Below are 17,544 nucleotides of genomic sequence, written 5' to 3' on the forward strand. Positions count from 1 at the left end.
TCCGCATTTTCGGTACCGTCGTCGTTCGGGGACTGGCCATCGAGGTTTCGGGGACTCACCACGACAGCCTACGACCCGAGCGAACTGCGGTGCCCACTACTCTGTAGAGATGCCCGATCAACACAAGCCCGGTCTGCTCGATGCGATTTCTCGTCGCGTTGTCATCGGCGACGGAGCCATGGGCACGATGCTCCAGGACGCCGACCTGACTCTCGACGACTTTCTCGGTCTCGAGGGATGCAACGAGATTCTGAACGCCACCCGGCCCGACGTGCTGCGCGAGATCCACCGTGAGTACTTCGCGGCCGGTGCGGACGCCGTGGAAACGAACACGTTCGGATGCAACCTGCCCAACCTGGCCGACTACGACATCGAGGATCGAATCCGCGAGTTGGCCGAGAAAGGCACCCGGCTCGCACGCGAGACCGCCGACGAAATGGGCCCCGGCCGCGATGGGATGGACCGATACGTCCTGGGTTCCATGGGCCCCGGCACCAAGCTCCCCACACTCGGGCATGCTCCGTTCGCCCGGCTGCGCGATGCGTACACCGAAGCCGCATTGGGAATGATCGACGGCGGTGCCGATGCCATTCTGGTGGAGACCTGCCAGGACTTGCTTCAGGTCAAGGCCGCGATCATCGGCAGCCAGCACGCGATGGACAAGCTCGGTGTCCGTATTCCGATCATCACCCACGTGACGGTCGAGACGACGGGCGCGATGCTCGTCGGCAGCGAGATCGGTGCCGCGCTGGCAGCGCTCGAACCGCTGGGTATCGACATGATCGGGCTCAATTGCGCGACCGGTCCGGCGGAAATGAGCGAGCACCTGCGCCATCTGTCCAAGCATTCGCGTATTCCGGTGTCGGTGATGCCCAATGCCGGCCTACCGACTCTGGGCGCCAAGGGAGCCGAGTACCCACTGACCGCCCCTGAATTGGCCACGGCGCTCAGCGGTTTCGTGAGCGAATACGGGCTTTCCCTGGTCGGCGGTTGCTGCGGCACCACGCCAGAGCACATCCGCCAGGTTGCCGACATGGTCCACGGGGCAACGAAACTCGAACGTCGGCCTGAGCCGGAGCCTGGTGTCTCGTCGCTGTACAGCGCCGTCCCGTTCGAGCAGGATGCCAGCATCCTGATGATCGGTGAGCGGACGAACTCCAACGGCTCGAGAGCATTTCGCGATGCGATGTTGGCCGAGGACTACGACAAGTGCCTCGACATCGCCAAGGACCAAACCCGCGACGGCGCCCACATGCTCGATCTGAACATCGACTACGTCGGCCGCGACGGTGCCGCCGACATGGCAGCGCTCGCCAGCAGATTGGCGACTGCGTCGACGCTGCCGATCATGCTCGACTCCACCGAACCGGCCGTACTCGAAGCCGGTCTCGAGCACCTCGGCGGTCGAAGCGCCGTCAACTCGGTCAACTACGAGGACGGCGACGGGCCCGATTCGCGGTTCCAGAAGATCATGCGTCTGGTCAAGGAACACGGTGCCGCAGTCGTCGCCCTCACAATCGACGAGGAAGGGCAGGCCCGAACGGCCGAATGGAAGGTGCGTGTCGCAGATCGACTGATCACCGACATCACCGAGAACTGGGGCCTGCGCCACGAGGACATCATCGTCGATACCCTCACCTTCCCGATTTCCACCGGCCAGGAAGAGGTTCGACGCGACGGTATCGAGACCATCGAGGCGATCCGGCAGCTCAAGGAGAGGTATCCGAAGGTGCACACCACCCTCGGGTTGTCGAACATCTCGTTCGGTCTCAATCCCGCTGCACGCCAGGTGCTGAACTCGGTCTTCCTGCACGAGTGCACACAGGCCGGTCTCGACACCGCCATCGTGCACGCGTCGAAGATCCTGCCGATGAACAAGATTCCCGACGAGCAGCGCGAGACTGCTCTGGATCTGGTGTACGACCGCCGTCGCGAAGGCTATGACCCGTTGCAGAAGCTTATGCAGCTGTTCGAGGGCGTCTCGGCAGCGTCGGCCCGAGAGTCACGCGCCGAGGAACTGGGTCGTCTGCCACTGTTCGAGCGACTCGAACGCCGCATCGTCGACGGCGAACGCAACGGCCTCGACGCCGATCTGGATGCCGCGATGACCGAGAAGCCACCGCTGGCGATCATCAACGAGACGTTGCTCTCGGGCATGAAGACCGTGGGCGAGCTGTTCGGTTCCGGCCAGATGCAACTGCCGTTCGTGCTCGCGTCCGCCGAGGTGATGAAGGCAGCGGTTGCGTATCTGGAGCCACACATGGAGGCGACCGACGACGACGGCAAAGGTCGTATCGTGCTCGGTACCGTCAAGGGCGATGTCCACGACATCGGAAAGAACCTCGTCGACATCATTCTGAGCAACAACGGCTACGAGGTCGTCAATCTCGGTATCAAGCAACCGATCTCGACCATTCTCGAAGCCGCGATCGACAAGCGTGCCGACGTGATCGGGATGTCCGGACTGCTGGTCAAGTCGACGGTGGTCATGAAGGACAACCTGATCGAACTCAACTCCCGCGGCGTGGCAGAGCAATTTCCGGTCCTGCTCGGCGGTGCTGCGTTGACGCGGTCGTACGTCGAGAACGATCTGCAAGATGTGTACGAGGGCGACGTGCACTATGCGCGCGACGCGTTCGAGGGCCTGCGTTTGATGGACACCATCATGACCACCAAACGCGGTGGGGGACCGGCCCCGGACAGTCCGGAGGCACTCGCCGCGAAGGCCAAGACGGCCGAACGCAAGGAACGCCACGAGCGCTCCAAGCGCATCGCGGAGAAGCGCAAGGCCGCAGAGGCACCGGTCGTCGTGCCCGAGCGATCCGATGTCGCGGCCGATATCGACATTCCGGTCCCGCCGTTCTGGGGTACTCGCATCGTCCGAGGCGTGTCCTTGGCCGACTACTCGGGTCTGCTCGACGAGCGTGCACTGTTCCTCGGACAATGGGGCCTGCGCGGTGCCCGCAAGGGTGAAGGTGCCACCTACGAAGACCTGGTGGAATCGGAAGGCAAACCGCGCCTGCGGTATTGGCTGGATCGTCTGAGCACCGACGGCATACTCGCACACGCCGCACTGGTGTACGGGTACTTCCCGGCGGTCTCCGAGGGCGACGACATCGTAGTGCTCACCCAGCCCGAACCCGATGCACCCGAACGCTTTCGATTCACGTTCCCGCGGCAGCACCGTGACCGTTTCCTCTGCATCTCTGATTTCGTTCGGTCCCGTTCGGCTGCAAGAGAATCCGGCCAGGTAGATGTTCTGCCGATGAACCTGGTGACGATGGGCCAGCCCATTGCCGATTTCGCCAACGAGCTGTTCGCGGCCGACTCGTACCGCGACTATCTCGAGGTGCACGGAATCGGTGTGCAGCTCACCGAGGCGTTGGCCGAATATTGGCATCGCCGAGTGCGCGAGGAACTGAAACTGTCCGACGGCAAATCGGTCGCCGCAGAGGATCCCACCGAGGCCGAGGGGTACTTCAAACTCGAATACCGCGGTGCTCGTTACTCGTTCGGCTACGGGGCATGCCCCGATCTGGAAGACCGGATCAAGCTCGCTGCTCTGCTCGAGCCCGAGAGGATCGGCGTGAAGCTCTCCGAGGAGCTGCAGCTGCACCCCGAACAGTCGACCGATGCGTTCGTACTTCATCACCCGGAGGCCAAGTACTTCAATGTCTAGAACCCACCTGCAGGGTGTCCTGTGGGACATGGACGGCACACTGCTCGACTCCGAGAAGATCTGGGACGTAGCTATCGGTGAGTACTCACGAAATCTCGGGACGGAACTCAGTGCAGAAGTGCGCGAGAACACCCTCGGAAATTCGATGTGGGATGCACTGCGCAAAGTCCTGGCACACGCATCGGTCGAGGTCACCGACGAGCACCTGAACGAGGGTCGCGAGTGGCTGACCGCCCGCGTCGGAGACCTGTTCGCCGAGGGAATTCCGTGGCGACCGGGTGCCAAGGATGCACTCGCTCTCGTGCGGGAGATGGGCTTGTCCACCGGGCTCGTCACAAACACCGAACGCGGGCTGGTCGAGCGCGCTCTGGACACGTTGGGCCGCGAGTACTTCGACATCACGGTCACCGGCGACGAGGTGGAGACCGGCAAACCGCATCCGGCACCGTATCTTCGCGGTGCGGCACTGCTCGGAGTGGACGCCGGAGCCTGCCTCGCGGTCGAGGACTCGCCTACAGGCTCACTGTCCGCGCACACTGCAGGATGCCCCGTGCTGGTGGTTCCCTCCGAGATCGCCGTGCCGCCGGCTCCTGGGTACACCATTCGTGACGGTCTTGTAGGTCTGACCGCCGACGACGTCCGGCGAGCCTGGGCAGGCTGACTCCTCGAATCTCGACCGAATTGATTCCGCTGGATACCGACGTGAAAGAATACGAACCCGTGAAGACTTTCGATTCCCTGTTCGCCGAGCTCACCGACCGCGCGAAGACCCGCCCGGAGGGCTCGGGCACCGTCGCAGCGTTGGACGCGGGAGTTCATTTCCAGGGCAAGAAGGTCCTCGAAGAAGCCGGTGAAGTGTGGATCGCGGCCGAGCACGAAAGCGACGAAGCGCTCGCCGAGGAAATCTCGCAGCTGTTGTACTGGGTTCAGGTGATGATGGTGGGCAGGGGCATCGAGCTCGAGGACGTCTACCGACATCTGTGAGTCAAGGACCCGCACGTCTCCCACGAACTCACCGAATAAGGAAAACTCCATGCTGCGCGTAGCCGTACCCAACAAGGGCGCTCTCTCCGAGTCCGCCGCAGAGATTCTCAGCGAGGCCGGCTATCGGCGCCGAAGCGACTCGAAGGACCTGACGGTTCTCGATCCGGCGAACGGTGTCGAGTTCTTCTTCCTCCGTCCCAAGGACATCGCGATCTACGTCGGATCCGGCCAGTTGGATTTGGGCATCACCGGCCGCGACCTCGCGCTCGATTCGGGTGCTGCCGTCGAAGAGCGTCTGGCGCTCGGATTCGGCCGCTCGACATTCCGCTACGCGGCGCCCGCGGGCAAGGAATGGTCACCCGAGGACTTGGGCGGACTACGCATCGCGACGTCCTACCCCAATCTGGTGCGCGCGGACTTGGCCCAGCGGGGGTTGGAGGCCACGGTCATCCGCCTCGACGGTGCCGTCGAGATCTCCATCCAGCTCGGGGTCGCAGACGCTATTGCCGACGTCGTCGAATCGGGCCGGTCACTGCGCCAGAACAACCTCGTGGCTTTCGGTGAATCGCTCTGCGATTCGGAGGGCGTACTCATCGAACGCGCAGGTACCCCGGGTACCGATTCCGCGCGTAAGCAGCTCATCGCCCGCGTGCAGGGAGTCGTCTTCGCACAGCAGTACCTCATGCTCGATTACGACTGCCCCAAGTCGATCCTCGACGAGGCCGTCAAGATCACCCCGGGAATCGAGTCGCCCACGCTGGCACCGATGGTCGACGACAACTGGGTTGCCGTGCGCGCCATGGTTTCTCGCAAAGTCCACAACAACGTCATGGACGAGCTCGCCGAGTTGGGGGCAAAAGCTATCCTTGCGTCCGACATCAGGTCGTGCCGCGCCTTCTAGATCCTGATCTGTCGCTGCCGTCAGCTGCGACGCCGGACCAGGACCGTCTGCGCGATGCGGCCGATCGGCCCCAATTCGTCGCTGAGAGTCCCAGCACACATGGCAATTCCGTCCGGACCGGTGGAGGTTTCCGCCGAGACTCCGACCCAGTCACCCTGAGGCACCCGAAACACGTGCACCGTCAGGTCGGTGTTCAAGAAGGTCCATTCGTCGATCGGGAGCTTGGCGCCGATTCCGTTCGCGATGTCCGCAATCGAGAACAGTCGCTCCAGCGGAGTCATCGATTCACCCTGCACGAGAACAGGTTTGGGCCTGGCCCAAATCTGACCGGGACCATCGGTGCCGAGCCCGGTGAGAATCTTGAACTCGACGGCGTCGAGATAGCCCGACGACCACGTGCCCCCGAAGGTGTAGTCGACTCCGTCCCCGACCGACTTCATCACCGGGTCTCCGACGTGTTCGACGTCCTCGGTTTGTGTGGTGCGCATGCGCCACGCGCTGCCGCGAGCCACCGCCCGAGCGGTGCCGGACGAACTTTCCGCCCACAATTCGGCGACGACGAGTTCGACGTTGCCCCCGGGCCGCTGCGTCCATGCCCGAATCTCGATGTCCGCGACCGGAACCGGACCGAGTATGTCGACCGCGACTCGACTGATACGGGTGTCCTCCCGAGCGTCGACGCGCTCGAGTGCACGGACCAGCAGAGCGGACGGCGGAGCACCGTGCTGCATCGTCGGTGCCCACAGACTGACGGTGTTCTCGGTGGCGGTGACCCGCTCGAAGCCGTCCTTGCTGACACCGGCGGGATCGAAGAAGGCGTCCGGAATCGTCACAGCTCGGGCTCCGTCTGTTCCGATGCGGCCTGCGGCCAACCCGGGTAAGGCGGGGGAGTGCCGCCGAACTCGGGGCACAGGGCCTGGTGGTCGCACCACTTGCACAGTGCGCCTTTCTTGGCGCGGAAATCACCGGTCTCACCTGCGGCCAGAATCGCTTTCCAGATGGCGGACAGCATGCGCTCGAACCTACGCAGCTCGTCTTCGTCCGGAGCGTAGGTCAGTTCCTGCTTGTCGGCCAGGTACATCAATTTCAGTTGCGCCGGAACGACTCCGCGCATACGCATGATCATCAGGGCGTAGAACTTCATCTGGAACAACGCCTTGGACTCGGTGAACTCGCGCGGTGCCCGACCGGTCTTGTAGTCGACGACGCGAATCATGCCGTTGGGTGCGACGTCGATTCGATCGATGAATCCCCGCAGCGGCGTGCCGTCGTCCAGATCGATCTCCACCCGTTGCTCGCAGGACTCGGGCTCGAAGTGAGTGGGATCCTCGAGTTCGTAGTATCCGTCGACCAGAGCGCGAGCACGATCGAGAAATGCAGTCCGCTCGTCGACCGGAACCAACGACTCGATGTCGGGCGACTGGGCAACCACTCGCTCCCACGCCGGATCGACAAGGTCGCGCGCAGTCGTCGGCACTCGGTCCTGCGCAGGCAGCGCATACAGGGCTTCCAGTGCGGCATGCACCACAGTTCCTTTGACCTGAGCTTCGGTGGAGACCTCGGGAATGCGGTCGACAGCGCGAAAGCGGTAGAGGAGAGGGCACTGTTTGAAATCGCCTGCGCGAGATGGCGACAACGCCGGCTTGCTTCGAGGGTTCGGCACCGACAGTGGCGGTCTCTTACTGTCGCCGAGGTCGAGTAGTGGCAAGTCGATGGGGGTCGACACGGAAATACTCACGACTGCGAGACTATGCCGCTGGTCCGACATCTTCGGTCAAGGCCGTAGTCTGGCACGTCGAGTCGTCCCCGACGCCTGCCCGTTCCGGTCGGTCGTCGAACCGAACAACGAAAGCAGGTTCTGCTGTGTCCACCGGTGATTCCGCGTCCGCGTCGACCGACGGGGCCGAGGTCGACGCGCTCGTCGATGTTCCGGTTCCGAGTGCGGACGACGTGGTCACCGCCACGGTCGACGAGATCGAACTCGACCGTGTCCCGACTGCGGAGGAGAACTCCATCGCACCGGTTCCGACCGGCCCCGCCCGCAGTGGGCCCTTCCGTGTCGGAGATCGAGTGCAGCTCACCGACGGCAAGGGCAGGCACTACACGGTGGTGCTCGAGGCCGGCAAGGAATTCCACACCCATCGAGGTGGAATCACTCACGACAAGTTGCTCGGAGCCGACGAGGGCAGCGTCGTCACCTCCGTCAACGGCACCCCGTACCTTGCGCTTCGGCCGCTGTTGACCGACTACGTGCTGTCGATGCCACGCGGCGCGCAGGTCATCTACCCCAAGGATGCAGCGCAGATAGTCCACGAGGGCGATATGTTCCCCGGAGCCCGCGTCCTCGAGGCCGGTGCCGGATCGGGCGCTCTGACGTGCTCGCTGCTACGTGCGGTCGGTACCGCAGGAACGGTCATCTCGTACGAGATCCGCCAGGACCATGCCGACTACGCGATCAAGAACGTCGAGACGTTCTTCGGCGAGCGGCCGTCCAACTGGTATCTGACGGTGGCCGACGTGGATCAGTTCGGTGTCGATCGACCGGGGGAGCAGGTGGATCGGGTGGTTCTCGACATGCTGGCTCCCTGGGACGCACTGCCCGCCGTATCGAAGGCTCTCGTTCCGGGCGGAGTGCTGCTGGTCTACGTCGCCACGGTGACGCAGCTGTCCAAGGTCGTCGAAGCCCTACGCGCACAAGAATGCTGGACCGAACCCCGTTCGTGGGAATCGATGGTCCGGGGTTGGCACGTCGTGGGACTGGCGGTTCGGCCCGAGCATCGTATGCAGGGGCACACGGCATTCCTTGTGAGTGTCCGACGCCTCGCCGAGGGCACCGTCACGCCCAAGCCGCAGCGTCGGTCCGGTAAGGGCTGACTCACCACGACGGTGTCGCTCGACGGTCGGGCCCGGACTTCAGGCGCAGGGCGCTTGCCCCATCGCGAGAATCTGGCAGGTGCTGGCGTCGGAAAGCTTCCATGTGCCGTCGATCAGGACCCAGGTCTGCGGTGAGGGTGCCGCCGTTCCTCGCGGGGTGGCTATCGCGACGTCGGCAGTGGACGTCTCGCCCTCGACGGTCGGCTGGGCAACCTCGAAGGTGATCGTGCCGTAGTTCGCCAGCGCGGCGGTCATGGTGTCGAGGTTCGTCAGACGCGTCTGACCGTTCTCGACCGCGGCCGCTTTGGTTGCCGCGTCGACGTTCGGTGCCACCAGCTGCAGCAGCGAGGCTTCGAGTTCATCAGCCGTCGGTGCCGCAACAGCAGGCACGTCGGTCGTCGCGCCGACAGAATCCCCGGCCGACGTCGAATTGTGATCAGCGTGATCGGACTCATCCGCGGTGCTGCACCCGGCCACCGATATCGCCGCCGCCGTGAGTGCGACGCTCGCCGAGAATATGCGCATCTTCACTGGTGAAGCCCCTGTTTCCGTAGTCCGTCCACTGTTTTGTCAGGTGAGGCTAACATGACCCCGGCCGGGGTTGGGGTGCAGTCGAGGCGTGCTGCAGCCACGCCCGATCGTGGTGTCGGTCCGCACATTCGGGCCGGTGCCGGTAGCGTTGATAGATCGTCACTGGGAGGAGTCGCTCATGAGCTCAACAGACAATCCGGATGTGGCCGCGGCCAGAGCCGAACTGGACGCCGTGCGAGCCGAAGCCGCTTCACTGCGCCGTCAACTGGGGGAGTCCCCCGAACAGGTACGCGAACTCGAAGGCCGTGTCGATTCGCTCTCGCTCCGCAACACCAAGCTGATGGACACCCTCAAAGAGGCCAGACAACAGCTCATCGCGCTCCGCGAGGAAGTCGACCGACTGGGCCAACCCCCGAGCGGCTACGGCGTTCTGCTGAGCGTGTTCGACGACGGAACGGTCGATGTGTTCACGTCCGGCCGAAAGATGCGCCTCACGTGCTCGCCCAACATCGAGGCCGACTCTCTTGCGCCGGGCCAGACGGTGCGGCTCAACGAGGCATTGACCATCGTCGAGGCCTGCACCTTCGACCAGGTAGGTGAGATCAGCACTCTGCGTGAGCTTCTGGGCGACGGATCGAGGGCCCTCGTCGTCGGTCACGCCGACGAGGAGCGCGTCGTGTGGCTGGCCAAGCCGCTGATCGACATGGTCAACGACGAAGGCCCCATCGACCCGGACGAGCCCTCACGCAAACTGCGTCCCGGCGATTCGCTCCTGGTCGACACCAAGGCCGGCTATGCCTTCGAGCGCGTACCGAAGGCGGAGGTGGAGGATCTGGTCCTCGAGGAGGTTCCTGACGTCGGTTACGAGGACATCGGTGGTCTCGGTCGACAGATCGAGCAGATTCGCGACGCCGTCGAACTGCCGTTCCTGCACAAGGATCTGTTTCGCGAGTACTCCCTGCGTCCACCCAAGGGTGTGCTGCTCTACGGCCCTCCCGGTTGCGGAAAGACGTTGATCGCCAAGGCCGTTGCCAACTCGTTGGCCAAGAAGATCGCCGAGGCCCGCGGGCAGGACGCCAAGGAAGCGAAGTCGTTCTTTCTCAACATCAAAGGTCCCGAACTGCTCAACAAGTTCGTCGGCGAGACCGAGCGTCACATCCGAATGATCTTCCAGCGCGCGCGGGAGAAGGCGTCCGAGGGCACCCCGGTCATCGTGTTCTTCGACGAGATGGACTCGATCTTTCGCACCCGTGGTTCGGGCGTCTCGTCGGACGTCGAGACGACGGTCGTTCCGCAGTTGCTCGCCGAGATCGACGGCGTGGAGGGGCTCGAGAACGTCATCGTGATCGGTGCCTCCAACCGTGAGGACATGATCGACCCCGCGATCCTGCGGCCCGGTCGCCTGGACGTCAAGATCAAGATCGAGCGGCCCGACGCCGAATCGGCACAGGACATCTTCTCCAAGTACCTGACCGACTCGCTGCCGGTCAACGTCGACGATGTCGCAGAGTTCGGTGGTGACCGTGCGGCCTGCATCCGGGGGATGATCGACCGGGTCGTCGAGCGCATGTACGCCGAGAGCGACGACAATCGTTTCCTCGAGGTGACATATGCCAACGGCGACAAAGAAGTTCTGTACTTCAAGGACTTCAACTCCGGTGCCATGATTCAGAACATCGTGGACCGCGCGAAGAAGTACGCCATCAAATCGGTACTCGAAACCGGCAACGGCGGTCTGCGAATTCAACACCTCTTCGACTCCATCGTCGACGAGTTCGCCGAGAACGAAGACCTGCCGAACACCACGAACCCCGACGACTGGGCGCGAATCTCCGGCAAGAAGGGTGAGCGGATCGTCTACATCCGCACGCTTGTCACCGGCAAGAATGCCAGCGCGAGCCGGGCAATCGACACCGAGGCCAACACCGGTCAGTACCTGTAGATCCTGCATTGAGCAGTATCGGGGCGCGTCCGCACAGGGCGCGCCCCGATCTGTGTCCGGGTGCCGTCTAGGCTCGACTCATGCAGCGCATCATCGGTATCGAGGTCGAGTACGGCATTTCGTCGCCCACCGAACCCACCGCCAATCCGATCCTGACGTCGACCCAGGCAGTGTTGGCCTACGCGGCCGCTGCAGGGGTGCCGCGGGCCAAGCGCACGCGATGGGATTACGAAGTCGAGTCGCCCCTCCGTGATGCCCGCGGCTTCGACCTCGGACGCTTCAGCGGCCCGGCACCGGTCATCGATGCCGACGAGATCGGCGCGGCCAACATGATTCTCACCAACGGTGCCCGTCTGTACGTCGACCACGCCCACCCCGAGTACTCGGCTCCGGAAGTACGGGATCCACTGGATGCGGTGATCTGGGACAAGGCCGGCGAGCGTGTCATGGAGGCCGCTGCTCGCCACGCGTCGAGCGTGCCCGGAGCCCCGCGTTTGCAGCTGTACAAGAACAACGTCGACGGCAAAGGCGCGTCGTACGGCACTCACGAGAACTACCTGATGTCGCGCGAGACGCCGTTCTCGGCCGTCATCGCCGGTCTGTCACCGTTCTTCGCATCGCGGCAGGTGATCACCGGGTCGGGGCGGGTAGGAATCGGCCAGTCCGGCGACGATGCCGGTTTCCAGCTCTCTCAGCGAGCCGACTACATCGAGGTGGAGGTCGGCCTGGAGACCACACTCAAGCGCGGAATCATCAACACGAGAGACGAACCGCACGCAGACGCCGACAAGTATCGGCGACTGCACTGCATCATCGGCGACGCGAACCTCGCCGAGATGTCGACATACCTCAAGGTCGGCACCACTGCGCTGGTACTCGACCTCATCGAAGCAGGGGTGGATCTGTCCGATCTCCAGCTCGCTCGACCGGTGACCGCCGTCCATCAGATCAGCCACGATCCGACTCTGCGCAAGGCAGTTGCACTTGCGGACGGCCGCGAACTGACCGGGCTTGCACTCCAACGCATCTACCACCAGCGGGCCGCGAAGTTCGTGGCCGCCGAGGGGAGCGACGACGCACGGGCCCTGGACGTGCTCGACAAGTGGGCCATGGTGCTCGACCTCCTCGAACGCGACCCGATGGAATGCGCCCACCTGCTGGACTGGCCCGCGAAGCTTCGTCTGCTGGAAGGTTTCCGCCAGCGCGAGGGACTGGGCTGGTCGGCGCCGCGCCTGCATCTGGTGGACCTGCAGTACTCCGATGTTCGGCTCGACAAGGGTCTCTACAACCGACTGGTAGCCCGTGGATCGATGGACCGCCTGGTGACCGAACAACAGGTCCTCGACGCCGTGAGCACACCACCGGAAGACACCAGGGCCTACTTCCGCGGCGAGTGCCTCCGTAAATTCGGGGCCGACATCGCCGCTGCGAGCTGGGACTCCGTCATCTTCGACCTCGGCGGCGACTCACTCGTGCGCATCCCGACCCTCGAACCGCTTCGCGGTACCAAATCGCACGTCGGTGCGCTGCTCGAGTCTGTCGACAGTGCCGCAGAGCTCGTCGATCAGCTCACCAACTGAGACCCCGGCAACGCAGTCCGACTATTCGATGGTGTCTCGACGACCTTCGCGGCCGGTCTGTCGGTAGGGTAAAGGTCCGTGCACTTTCGGCGGAACGTTCGGTTGCACTTGCACATCACAATGGTGCATCTCGGATGAATCGATGAACGTGCAGTAGATGTGTTCTCTCGATACACGGAGGAGGTCGGCGACTATGGCACAGGAGCAGACACGGCGCTCTGGCGGCGGCGACGACGATGAGGTCCCAGGCGACACCGGAGCCGGTGGGCAGGAACGGCGCGAGAAGCTGGCCGAGGAGACCGACGACCTCCTGGACGAGATCGACGACGTCCTCGAGGAGAACGCCGAGGACTTCGTTCGTGCCTACGTGCAGAAGGGCGGCCAGTGACGGTGGATCGTTCGGACCCACGGTCGGCCGGTGACGGTATGACGATCCCGCTTGGATCGAGCAGTTCATCTTTCTCCGACTATCTCCGTCAGCACGCCCCCCATCTGTTGCCCGAGAGCGGTCTCGCCGCAGACTTGGCGTCGCACACTGCCAATGGCAGCACCGACAAGTCCGGCATCGCGCCGCACGGGACGACGATCGTCGCCCTCACTTACGCGGGTGGGGTTCTGATCGCCGGTGATCGGCGCGCCACTCAGGGCAATCTGATCGCCAACCGCGACATGCAGAAGGTCTACGTCACCGACGAGTACTCCGCTGCGGGTATTGCCGGAACCGCAGGCATCGCGATCGAGCTGGTACGGCTCTTCGCCGTCGAACTCGAACACTACGAGAAGATCGAAGGCGTTCCGCTCACGTTCAACGGCAAGGCCAACAAGCTGTCGTCGATGGTGCGTAGCAACCTCGGTGCCGCGATGCAAGGACTGGCGGCCGTCCCGTTGCTGGTCGGGTTCGACATCGACATCTCGGACCCGGATCGTGCCGGGCGCATCGTGTCCTACGACGTGGTCGGCGGGCGCTACGAGGAGCGTTCGGGCTACCACGCGGTGGGGTCTGGATCACTGTTCGCGAAGTCGGCACTCAAGAAGCTCTATCGACCCGGAATGACCGAGGACGAAGCGCTTCGCGCAGCGGTCGAATCGCTGTACGACGCCGCCGACGACGACTCCGCCACCGGCGGACCGGACGTCACCCGAGGCATCTATCCGACGGCGGTGGCGATCACGAGCGTCGGTGCGGACGACGTTGCCCACGACCGCGTGTCGGCAGCCGCGCGTTCGGTTCTCGCCGAGCGGACCGAGAGTGCCGCGCACACCGGCGGCGCCGAGCATCACACCCGGTCCGGCCAGCAAGTGAGCGAAGGGGGTAGCGCACCATGACGATGCCGTATTACGCATCTGCCGAACAGATCATGCGCGATCGTTCGGAGTTGGCGCGCAAGGGAATCGGCCGTGGCCGAAGCGTCATCGTACTGACCTACGCGGACGGCGTGCTGTTCGTGGCCGAAAATCGCTCGACGGCGCTGCACAAGGTCAGCGAACTGTACGACCGGATCGGTTTCGCGGCCGTGGGGAAGTACAACGAGTTCGAGAATCTCCGGAAGGCCGGTATCCAGCATGCCGACATCAAGGGGTACACCTACGACCGCCGCGATGTCACCGGCAGGTCGCTCGCCAAGACCTACGCGCAGGCGCTCGGCACGATCTTCACGGAGCAGCTCAAGCCCTACGAGGTGGAAATCTGTGTCGCAGAGGTCTCACATCAGGACGAGCCGATCGCAACTCAGCTCTACCGCATCACCTACGACGGGTCGATCGTCGACGAACAGGATTTCGTCGTCATGGGCGGAACGACCGAGCCGATCGTGGCAGCGTTGAAGAACACCTACCGTTCCGGCCTCGACCTTGCCGATGCGGTGCGCATTGCAGTGGACGCACTCACCGCGGGACCCGCGGTACCGCCCGCTGCGGGCGGTGAGCCGGAGAAGAAGGTTCTCGAGGTATCGGCGCTCGAAGTGGCTGTGCTGGACCAGGGCCGGCCTCGGCGCGCGTTCAGACGCATCGCCGGAGCTGCGTTGGAGGACATGTTGCCGGCTTCGGCACCAGCCGCGGATGCGACCACCGACACCGTCGACGATGTGCCCGAGGCGGGACCCTCGTAGCGGTTTCGCCGATCACCACCTGACGGCCTCGTGCACTACCGCTTCCGGTAGAGCACGAGGCCGTTCTTGTCGCTGGTGAACTCGAACCACGTTCCGTCGCCCACCACTTCGCCGTCGGCCGCGAGCGCAACGGGAGCTCCCTCCACCTCCACGGTCAATTGCTTCACCGCTCGCCGGACGTAAGCCGGTGACGATCCGAGGGTGCCGGTCACCGTCGCCCAGAGCAGTCTGGTTCTCGACGCCCTCGGTTCGGACGGAAGGAACCGAACGTCCAGAGTGCCGGTGTGAATGCTGCTGCGCGACATGGGAACTTGGTCGGCCGGCACGTAGTCGCCGTTGCCGACGAAGAGCATCCACACCGAGTGCCTGATGCCGTCGAGTTCGATGTTCAACGGTTCCGCGGCGGCCAACACTCTCGTCATCGCAACGGCTGCGGCGGGCCACTTGCCGATGCGGCTCTGCAGCTTCTGACGTAGTCGCACCGAGTCGGGGTATCCGCCGAAGGTGGCGGTGTTGACGAACGACACGCTGCGGCCGTCGATGGACACCTGGGCGATATCGACCAGTTCGGCCGTGCCCGCCTCGATCGCTGCGGCAGTGTCTTCGACGGCGGTCAGACCGGTGTCACGGGCGAAGTGATTGAGGGTGCCACCGGGGAACGCGGCAAGCGGCAAGCCACTGCGTATTGCCGAAGCCGCGACGCTGACCACCGTTCCGTCGCCGCCGCAGACACCGAGAGCACGCGGAGAGGTGTCCCGGATTCGCTGTTCGAGTTGCTCGTTGAAATCCAGTTCCGGATCCGGGACGAACAGATCCGCATCGGGAAGTGTTCGACGGATCGCATCGGGTACCGACTCGGAACCATCACCCGACCCAGGATTGACGAGCACGAGTAGCCCACGTCCCCGTTGAAGTGGCTGGACGTCGAACGGGGAGCCCAGATCGGCGGGTTTTTCCGAACGTACAGCCCACCATCGACGGGTGGACAGCGCGATGGCCGAGCCGAGGGCTGCACCCGCGATGACATCGGTTGGCCAGTGCACACCGACGTGGACGCGCGAGTAGCAGACAGCGGCCGCAACGGGTGCCAGCACTATTCCAGCCAGCGGAGATTCGATGGCAACGGCCGTCACGAAGGCCGCCGCCGAGGCCGAATGACCGGAGGGAAAAGACGAGGACACCGGCGGAGTCAGTACTTGACGCAAGACGGGAACCGACTCGGAATCAGGACGAGTCCGCGGAAACAGTGGTTTGAGCAGCCCGTTCGCCACAGAGCTTGCACCCGCCAGCGCCACAAGCCCCCGAACGCCGCCGCGCCGGGCCGGGCCACCTGCGGCTACGAGAAGTGCGGCCGCGCCGAGCCACAGGCGACCGTGATCGGCGGCGTTACTCAAGGCGCGTAGGCCGCCGTCCGCTCTACTTCGACGTAGAGCTGCACTTCGTGCCACCAGGGAAAGGTCCCACGCATGAACGGCCGTCGAAACAGAGGTACGCGTGGGTGTCATGACACCCAGCCTAGGCACGCGCGGTTTCGGCGCGCTCCGACACATCGAATCGAAGGTTGCGTTGTAGTGTCGAAGTGTGCAGCGACGAATTATGGGCATCGAGACAGAGTTCGGTGTCACATGTACTTTCCACGGACATCGACGCCTCAGTCCGGACGAAGTGGCTCGTTACCTGTTCCGCCGGGTGGTCTCGTGGGGTCGTAGCTCGAATGTGTTCCTCCGCAACGGTGCCCGCCTGTACCTCGACGTGGGTTCGCACCCCGAGTACGCGACGGCCGAGTGCGACAGCCTGCTGCAGTTGGTCACCCACGACCGGGCGGGCGAGCGTGTTCTCGAGGATCTGCTCATCGACGCCGAGCAGCGCCTGGCCGAGGAAGGCATCGGCGGCGACATCTATCTGTTCAAGAACAACACCGACTCGGCGGGCAACTCGTACGGCTGCCACGAGAACTTCCTCGTTCAACGTGCGGGCGAATTCTCTCGAATCTCGGACGTGCTGCTTCCGTTCCTGGTCACGCGTCAATTGATCTGTGGCGCAGGCAAGGTGCTCCAGACCCCGAAGGCTGCGACGTTCTGCTTGTCGCAGCGAGCCGAGCACATCTGGGAAGGCGTCTCCTCTGCCACCACTCGGTCGCGGCCGATCATCAACACTCGCGACGAGCCCCACGCCGACGCCGAGAAATACCGCAGGCTGCACGTGATCGTGGGCGATTCGAATATGGCGGAGACCTCGACCATGCTCAAGGTCGGAACGGCGGCCCTCGTCCTCGAAATGATCGAGGCAGGAGTATCTTTCCGAGACTTCGCGTTGGACAATCCGATTCGTGCCATCCGCGAGGTCAGCCATGATCTCACCGGCCGGCGCCCGGTGAGGCTCGCGGGGGGACGGCAAGCCAGCGCCCTCGACATTCAGCGGGAGTACTACGCCCGGGCCGTGGAGCACCTGAAGACACGTGAGCCGAACACTCAGGTGGAGCAGGTGGTCGATCTCTGGGGTCGCACCCTCGATGCCATCGAGACACAGGACTTCGCGAAGGTGGACACCGAGATCGACTGGGTCATCAAACGCAAGCTGTTCCAGCGTTACCAGGATCGGTACTCGATGGAGCTCTCCGATCCCAAGATCGCTCAACTGGACCTGGCCTACCACGACATCAAACGCGGGCGTGGCGTGTTCGACCTGCTGCAGCGCAAGGGCTTGGCGAAGCGCGTCACCGAAGACGAGCAGATCGACGAAGCGGTCGACCTGCCTCCGCAGACCACCCGCGCCAAACTGCGAGGTGAGTTCATCACCGCCGCGCAGGAGGCAGGTCGCGACTTCACCGTCGATTGGGTGCACCTCAAGCTCAACGATCAGGCGCAGCGAACCGTGTTGTGCAAGGACCCGTTCCGTTCGGTCGACGAGCGCGTGGAAAGACTGATCGCGTCGATGTAGGCCTG

15 protein-coding genes are annotated in these 17,544 nt (G+C 63.9%); 11 read left to right on the forward strand and 4 right to left on the reverse strand.

All coding sequences use genetic code 11. The features are described 5' to 3' along the window. The first annotated feature begins 109 nt into the window (after positions 1-109). Genes metH through hisG form a run of 4 tightly spaced genes read left to right on the forward strand, consistent with a single transcriptional unit; the run spans position 110 to position 5,564 of the window. Entirely contained in the window at positions 110-3,679 is a 3,570-nt protein-coding gene (metH, locus tag QM797_RS14145) for a methionine synthase (RefSeq protein ID WP_283276252.1), read from the forward strand. Further along, complete coding sequence (locus QM797_RS14150) at positions 3,672-4,340, forward strand: HAD family hydrolase (RefSeq protein WP_283276253.1); 669 nt, start codon at positions 3,672-3,674, stop codon at positions 4,338-4,340. The genes metH and QM797_RS14150 overlap by 8 nt, the downstream gene beginning before the upstream one ends. A 41-nt stretch (positions 4,341-4,381) precedes the next feature. Next, on the forward strand, positions 4,382-4,663 hold the full coding sequence (locus tag QM797_RS14155; RefSeq protein WP_283276254.1) for a phosphoribosyl-ATP diphosphatase: 282 nt from the start codon (positions 4,382-4,384) through the stop codon (positions 4,661-4,663). Between the two features lie 49 nt (positions 4,664-4,712). Further along, positions 4,713-5,564 carry an ATP phosphoribosyltransferase gene (gene hisG / locus QM797_RS14160; RefSeq protein WP_283276255.1) on the forward strand — a complete coding sequence of 284 codons (852 nt, stop codon included), beginning with the start codon at positions 4,713-4,715 and terminating at the stop codon, positions 5,562-5,564. 20 nt (positions 5,565-5,584) lie between these two features. Here the strand turns inward: hisG and QM797_RS14165 are convergent, their stop codons facing one another. Then, a complete protein-coding gene (locus QM797_RS14165) occupies positions 5,585-6,397 on the reverse strand; it encodes a thioesterase family protein (RefSeq protein ID WP_283276256.1) in 813 nt (270 codons plus the stop codon). Then, positions 6,394-7,233 (reverse strand): RecB family exonuclease, encoded by an 840-nt coding sequence (locus QM797_RS14170; protein WP_283276317.1) that lies wholly within the window; start codon positions 7,231-7,233, stop codon positions 6,394-6,396. The genes QM797_RS14165 and QM797_RS14170 overlap by 4 nt, the downstream gene beginning before the upstream one ends. Positions 7,234-7,577: 344 nt before the next feature. Between QM797_RS14170 and QM797_RS14175 the strand changes: the two genes are divergently transcribed. Beyond that, positions 7,578-8,438 (forward strand): tRNA (adenine-N1)-methyltransferase, encoded by an 861-nt coding sequence (locus QM797_RS14175; protein WP_283276318.1) that lies wholly within the window; start codon positions 7,578-7,580, stop codon positions 8,436-8,438. A gap of 39 nt (positions 8,439-8,477) precedes the next feature. Here QM797_RS14175 and QM797_RS14180 read toward each other — a convergent pair whose 3' ends face one another. Continuing rightward, positions 8,478-8,963: an MTB12 C-terminal domain-containing protein gene (locus tag QM797_RS14180; RefSeq protein ID WP_283276319.1), complete on the reverse strand. Its 486-nt coding sequence runs from the start codon at positions 8,961-8,963 to the stop codon at positions 8,478-8,480. Between the two features lie 184 nt (positions 8,964-9,147). Here QM797_RS14180 and arc point away from each other — a divergent pair, with 184 nt between their 5' ends. The 5 genes from arc (at position 9,148) to prcA (ending at position 14,599) form a co-directional block, all read left to right on the forward strand. Next, a complete protein-coding gene (arc, locus tag QM797_RS14185) occupies positions 9,148-10,911 on the forward strand; it encodes a proteasome ATPase (RefSeq protein WP_283276257.1) in 1,764 nt (587 codons plus the stop codon). Between the two features lie 80 nt (positions 10,912-10,991). Beyond that, positions 10,992-12,491 carry a depupylase/deamidase Dop gene (dop, locus tag QM797_RS14190; RefSeq protein WP_283276258.1) on the forward strand — a complete coding sequence of 500 codons (1,500 nt, stop codon included), beginning with the start codon at positions 10,992-10,994 and terminating at the stop codon, positions 12,489-12,491. Between the two features lie 193 nt (positions 12,492-12,684). Next, the gene (locus QM797_RS14195; RefSeq protein ID WP_008716348.1) at positions 12,685-12,879 is read left to right on the forward strand and encodes a ubiquitin-like protein Pup; all 195 of its coding nucleotides are present in this window, start codon (positions 12,685-12,687) and stop codon (positions 12,877-12,879) included. Then, positions 12,876-13,817, forward strand: coding sequence for a proteasome subunit beta (gene prcB / locus QM797_RS14200; protein WP_502942340.1), 942 nt, complete (start codon positions 12,876-12,878; stop codon positions 13,815-13,817). Before QM797_RS14195 ends, prcB begins: the two co-directional genes overlap by 4 nt. Continuing rightward, positions 13,814-14,599: a proteasome subunit alpha gene (gene prcA / locus QM797_RS14205; protein ID WP_283276260.1), complete on the forward strand. Its 786-nt coding sequence runs from the start codon at positions 13,814-13,816 to the stop codon at positions 14,597-14,599. Before prcB ends, prcA begins: the two co-directional genes overlap by 4 nt. Before the next feature lie 35 nt (positions 14,600-14,634). On the opposite strand, the gene QM797_RS14210 is transcribed toward prcA, so the two are convergent. Beyond that, on the reverse strand, positions 14,635-16,104 hold the full coding sequence (locus QM797_RS14210) for a bifunctional phosphatase PAP2/diacylglycerol kinase family protein (RefSeq protein ID WP_283276261.1): 1,470 nt from the start codon (positions 16,102-16,104) through the stop codon (positions 14,635-14,637). Between the two features lie 76 nt (positions 16,105-16,180). On the opposite strand from QM797_RS14210, the gene pafA reads away from it, so the two are divergent. Next, positions 16,181-17,539: a Pup--protein ligase gene (gene pafA / locus QM797_RS14215; RefSeq protein ID WP_170944814.1), complete on the forward strand. Its 1,359-nt coding sequence runs from the start codon at positions 16,181-16,183 to the stop codon at positions 17,537-17,539. Positions 17,540-17,544: the final 5 nt, after the last annotated feature.

The sequence above is a fragment of the Rhodococcus sp. IEGM 1381 genome (genome assembly GCF_030056795.1).
GTDB lineage: Bacteria > Actinomycetota > Actinomycetes > Mycobacteriales > Mycobacteriaceae > Rhodococcoides.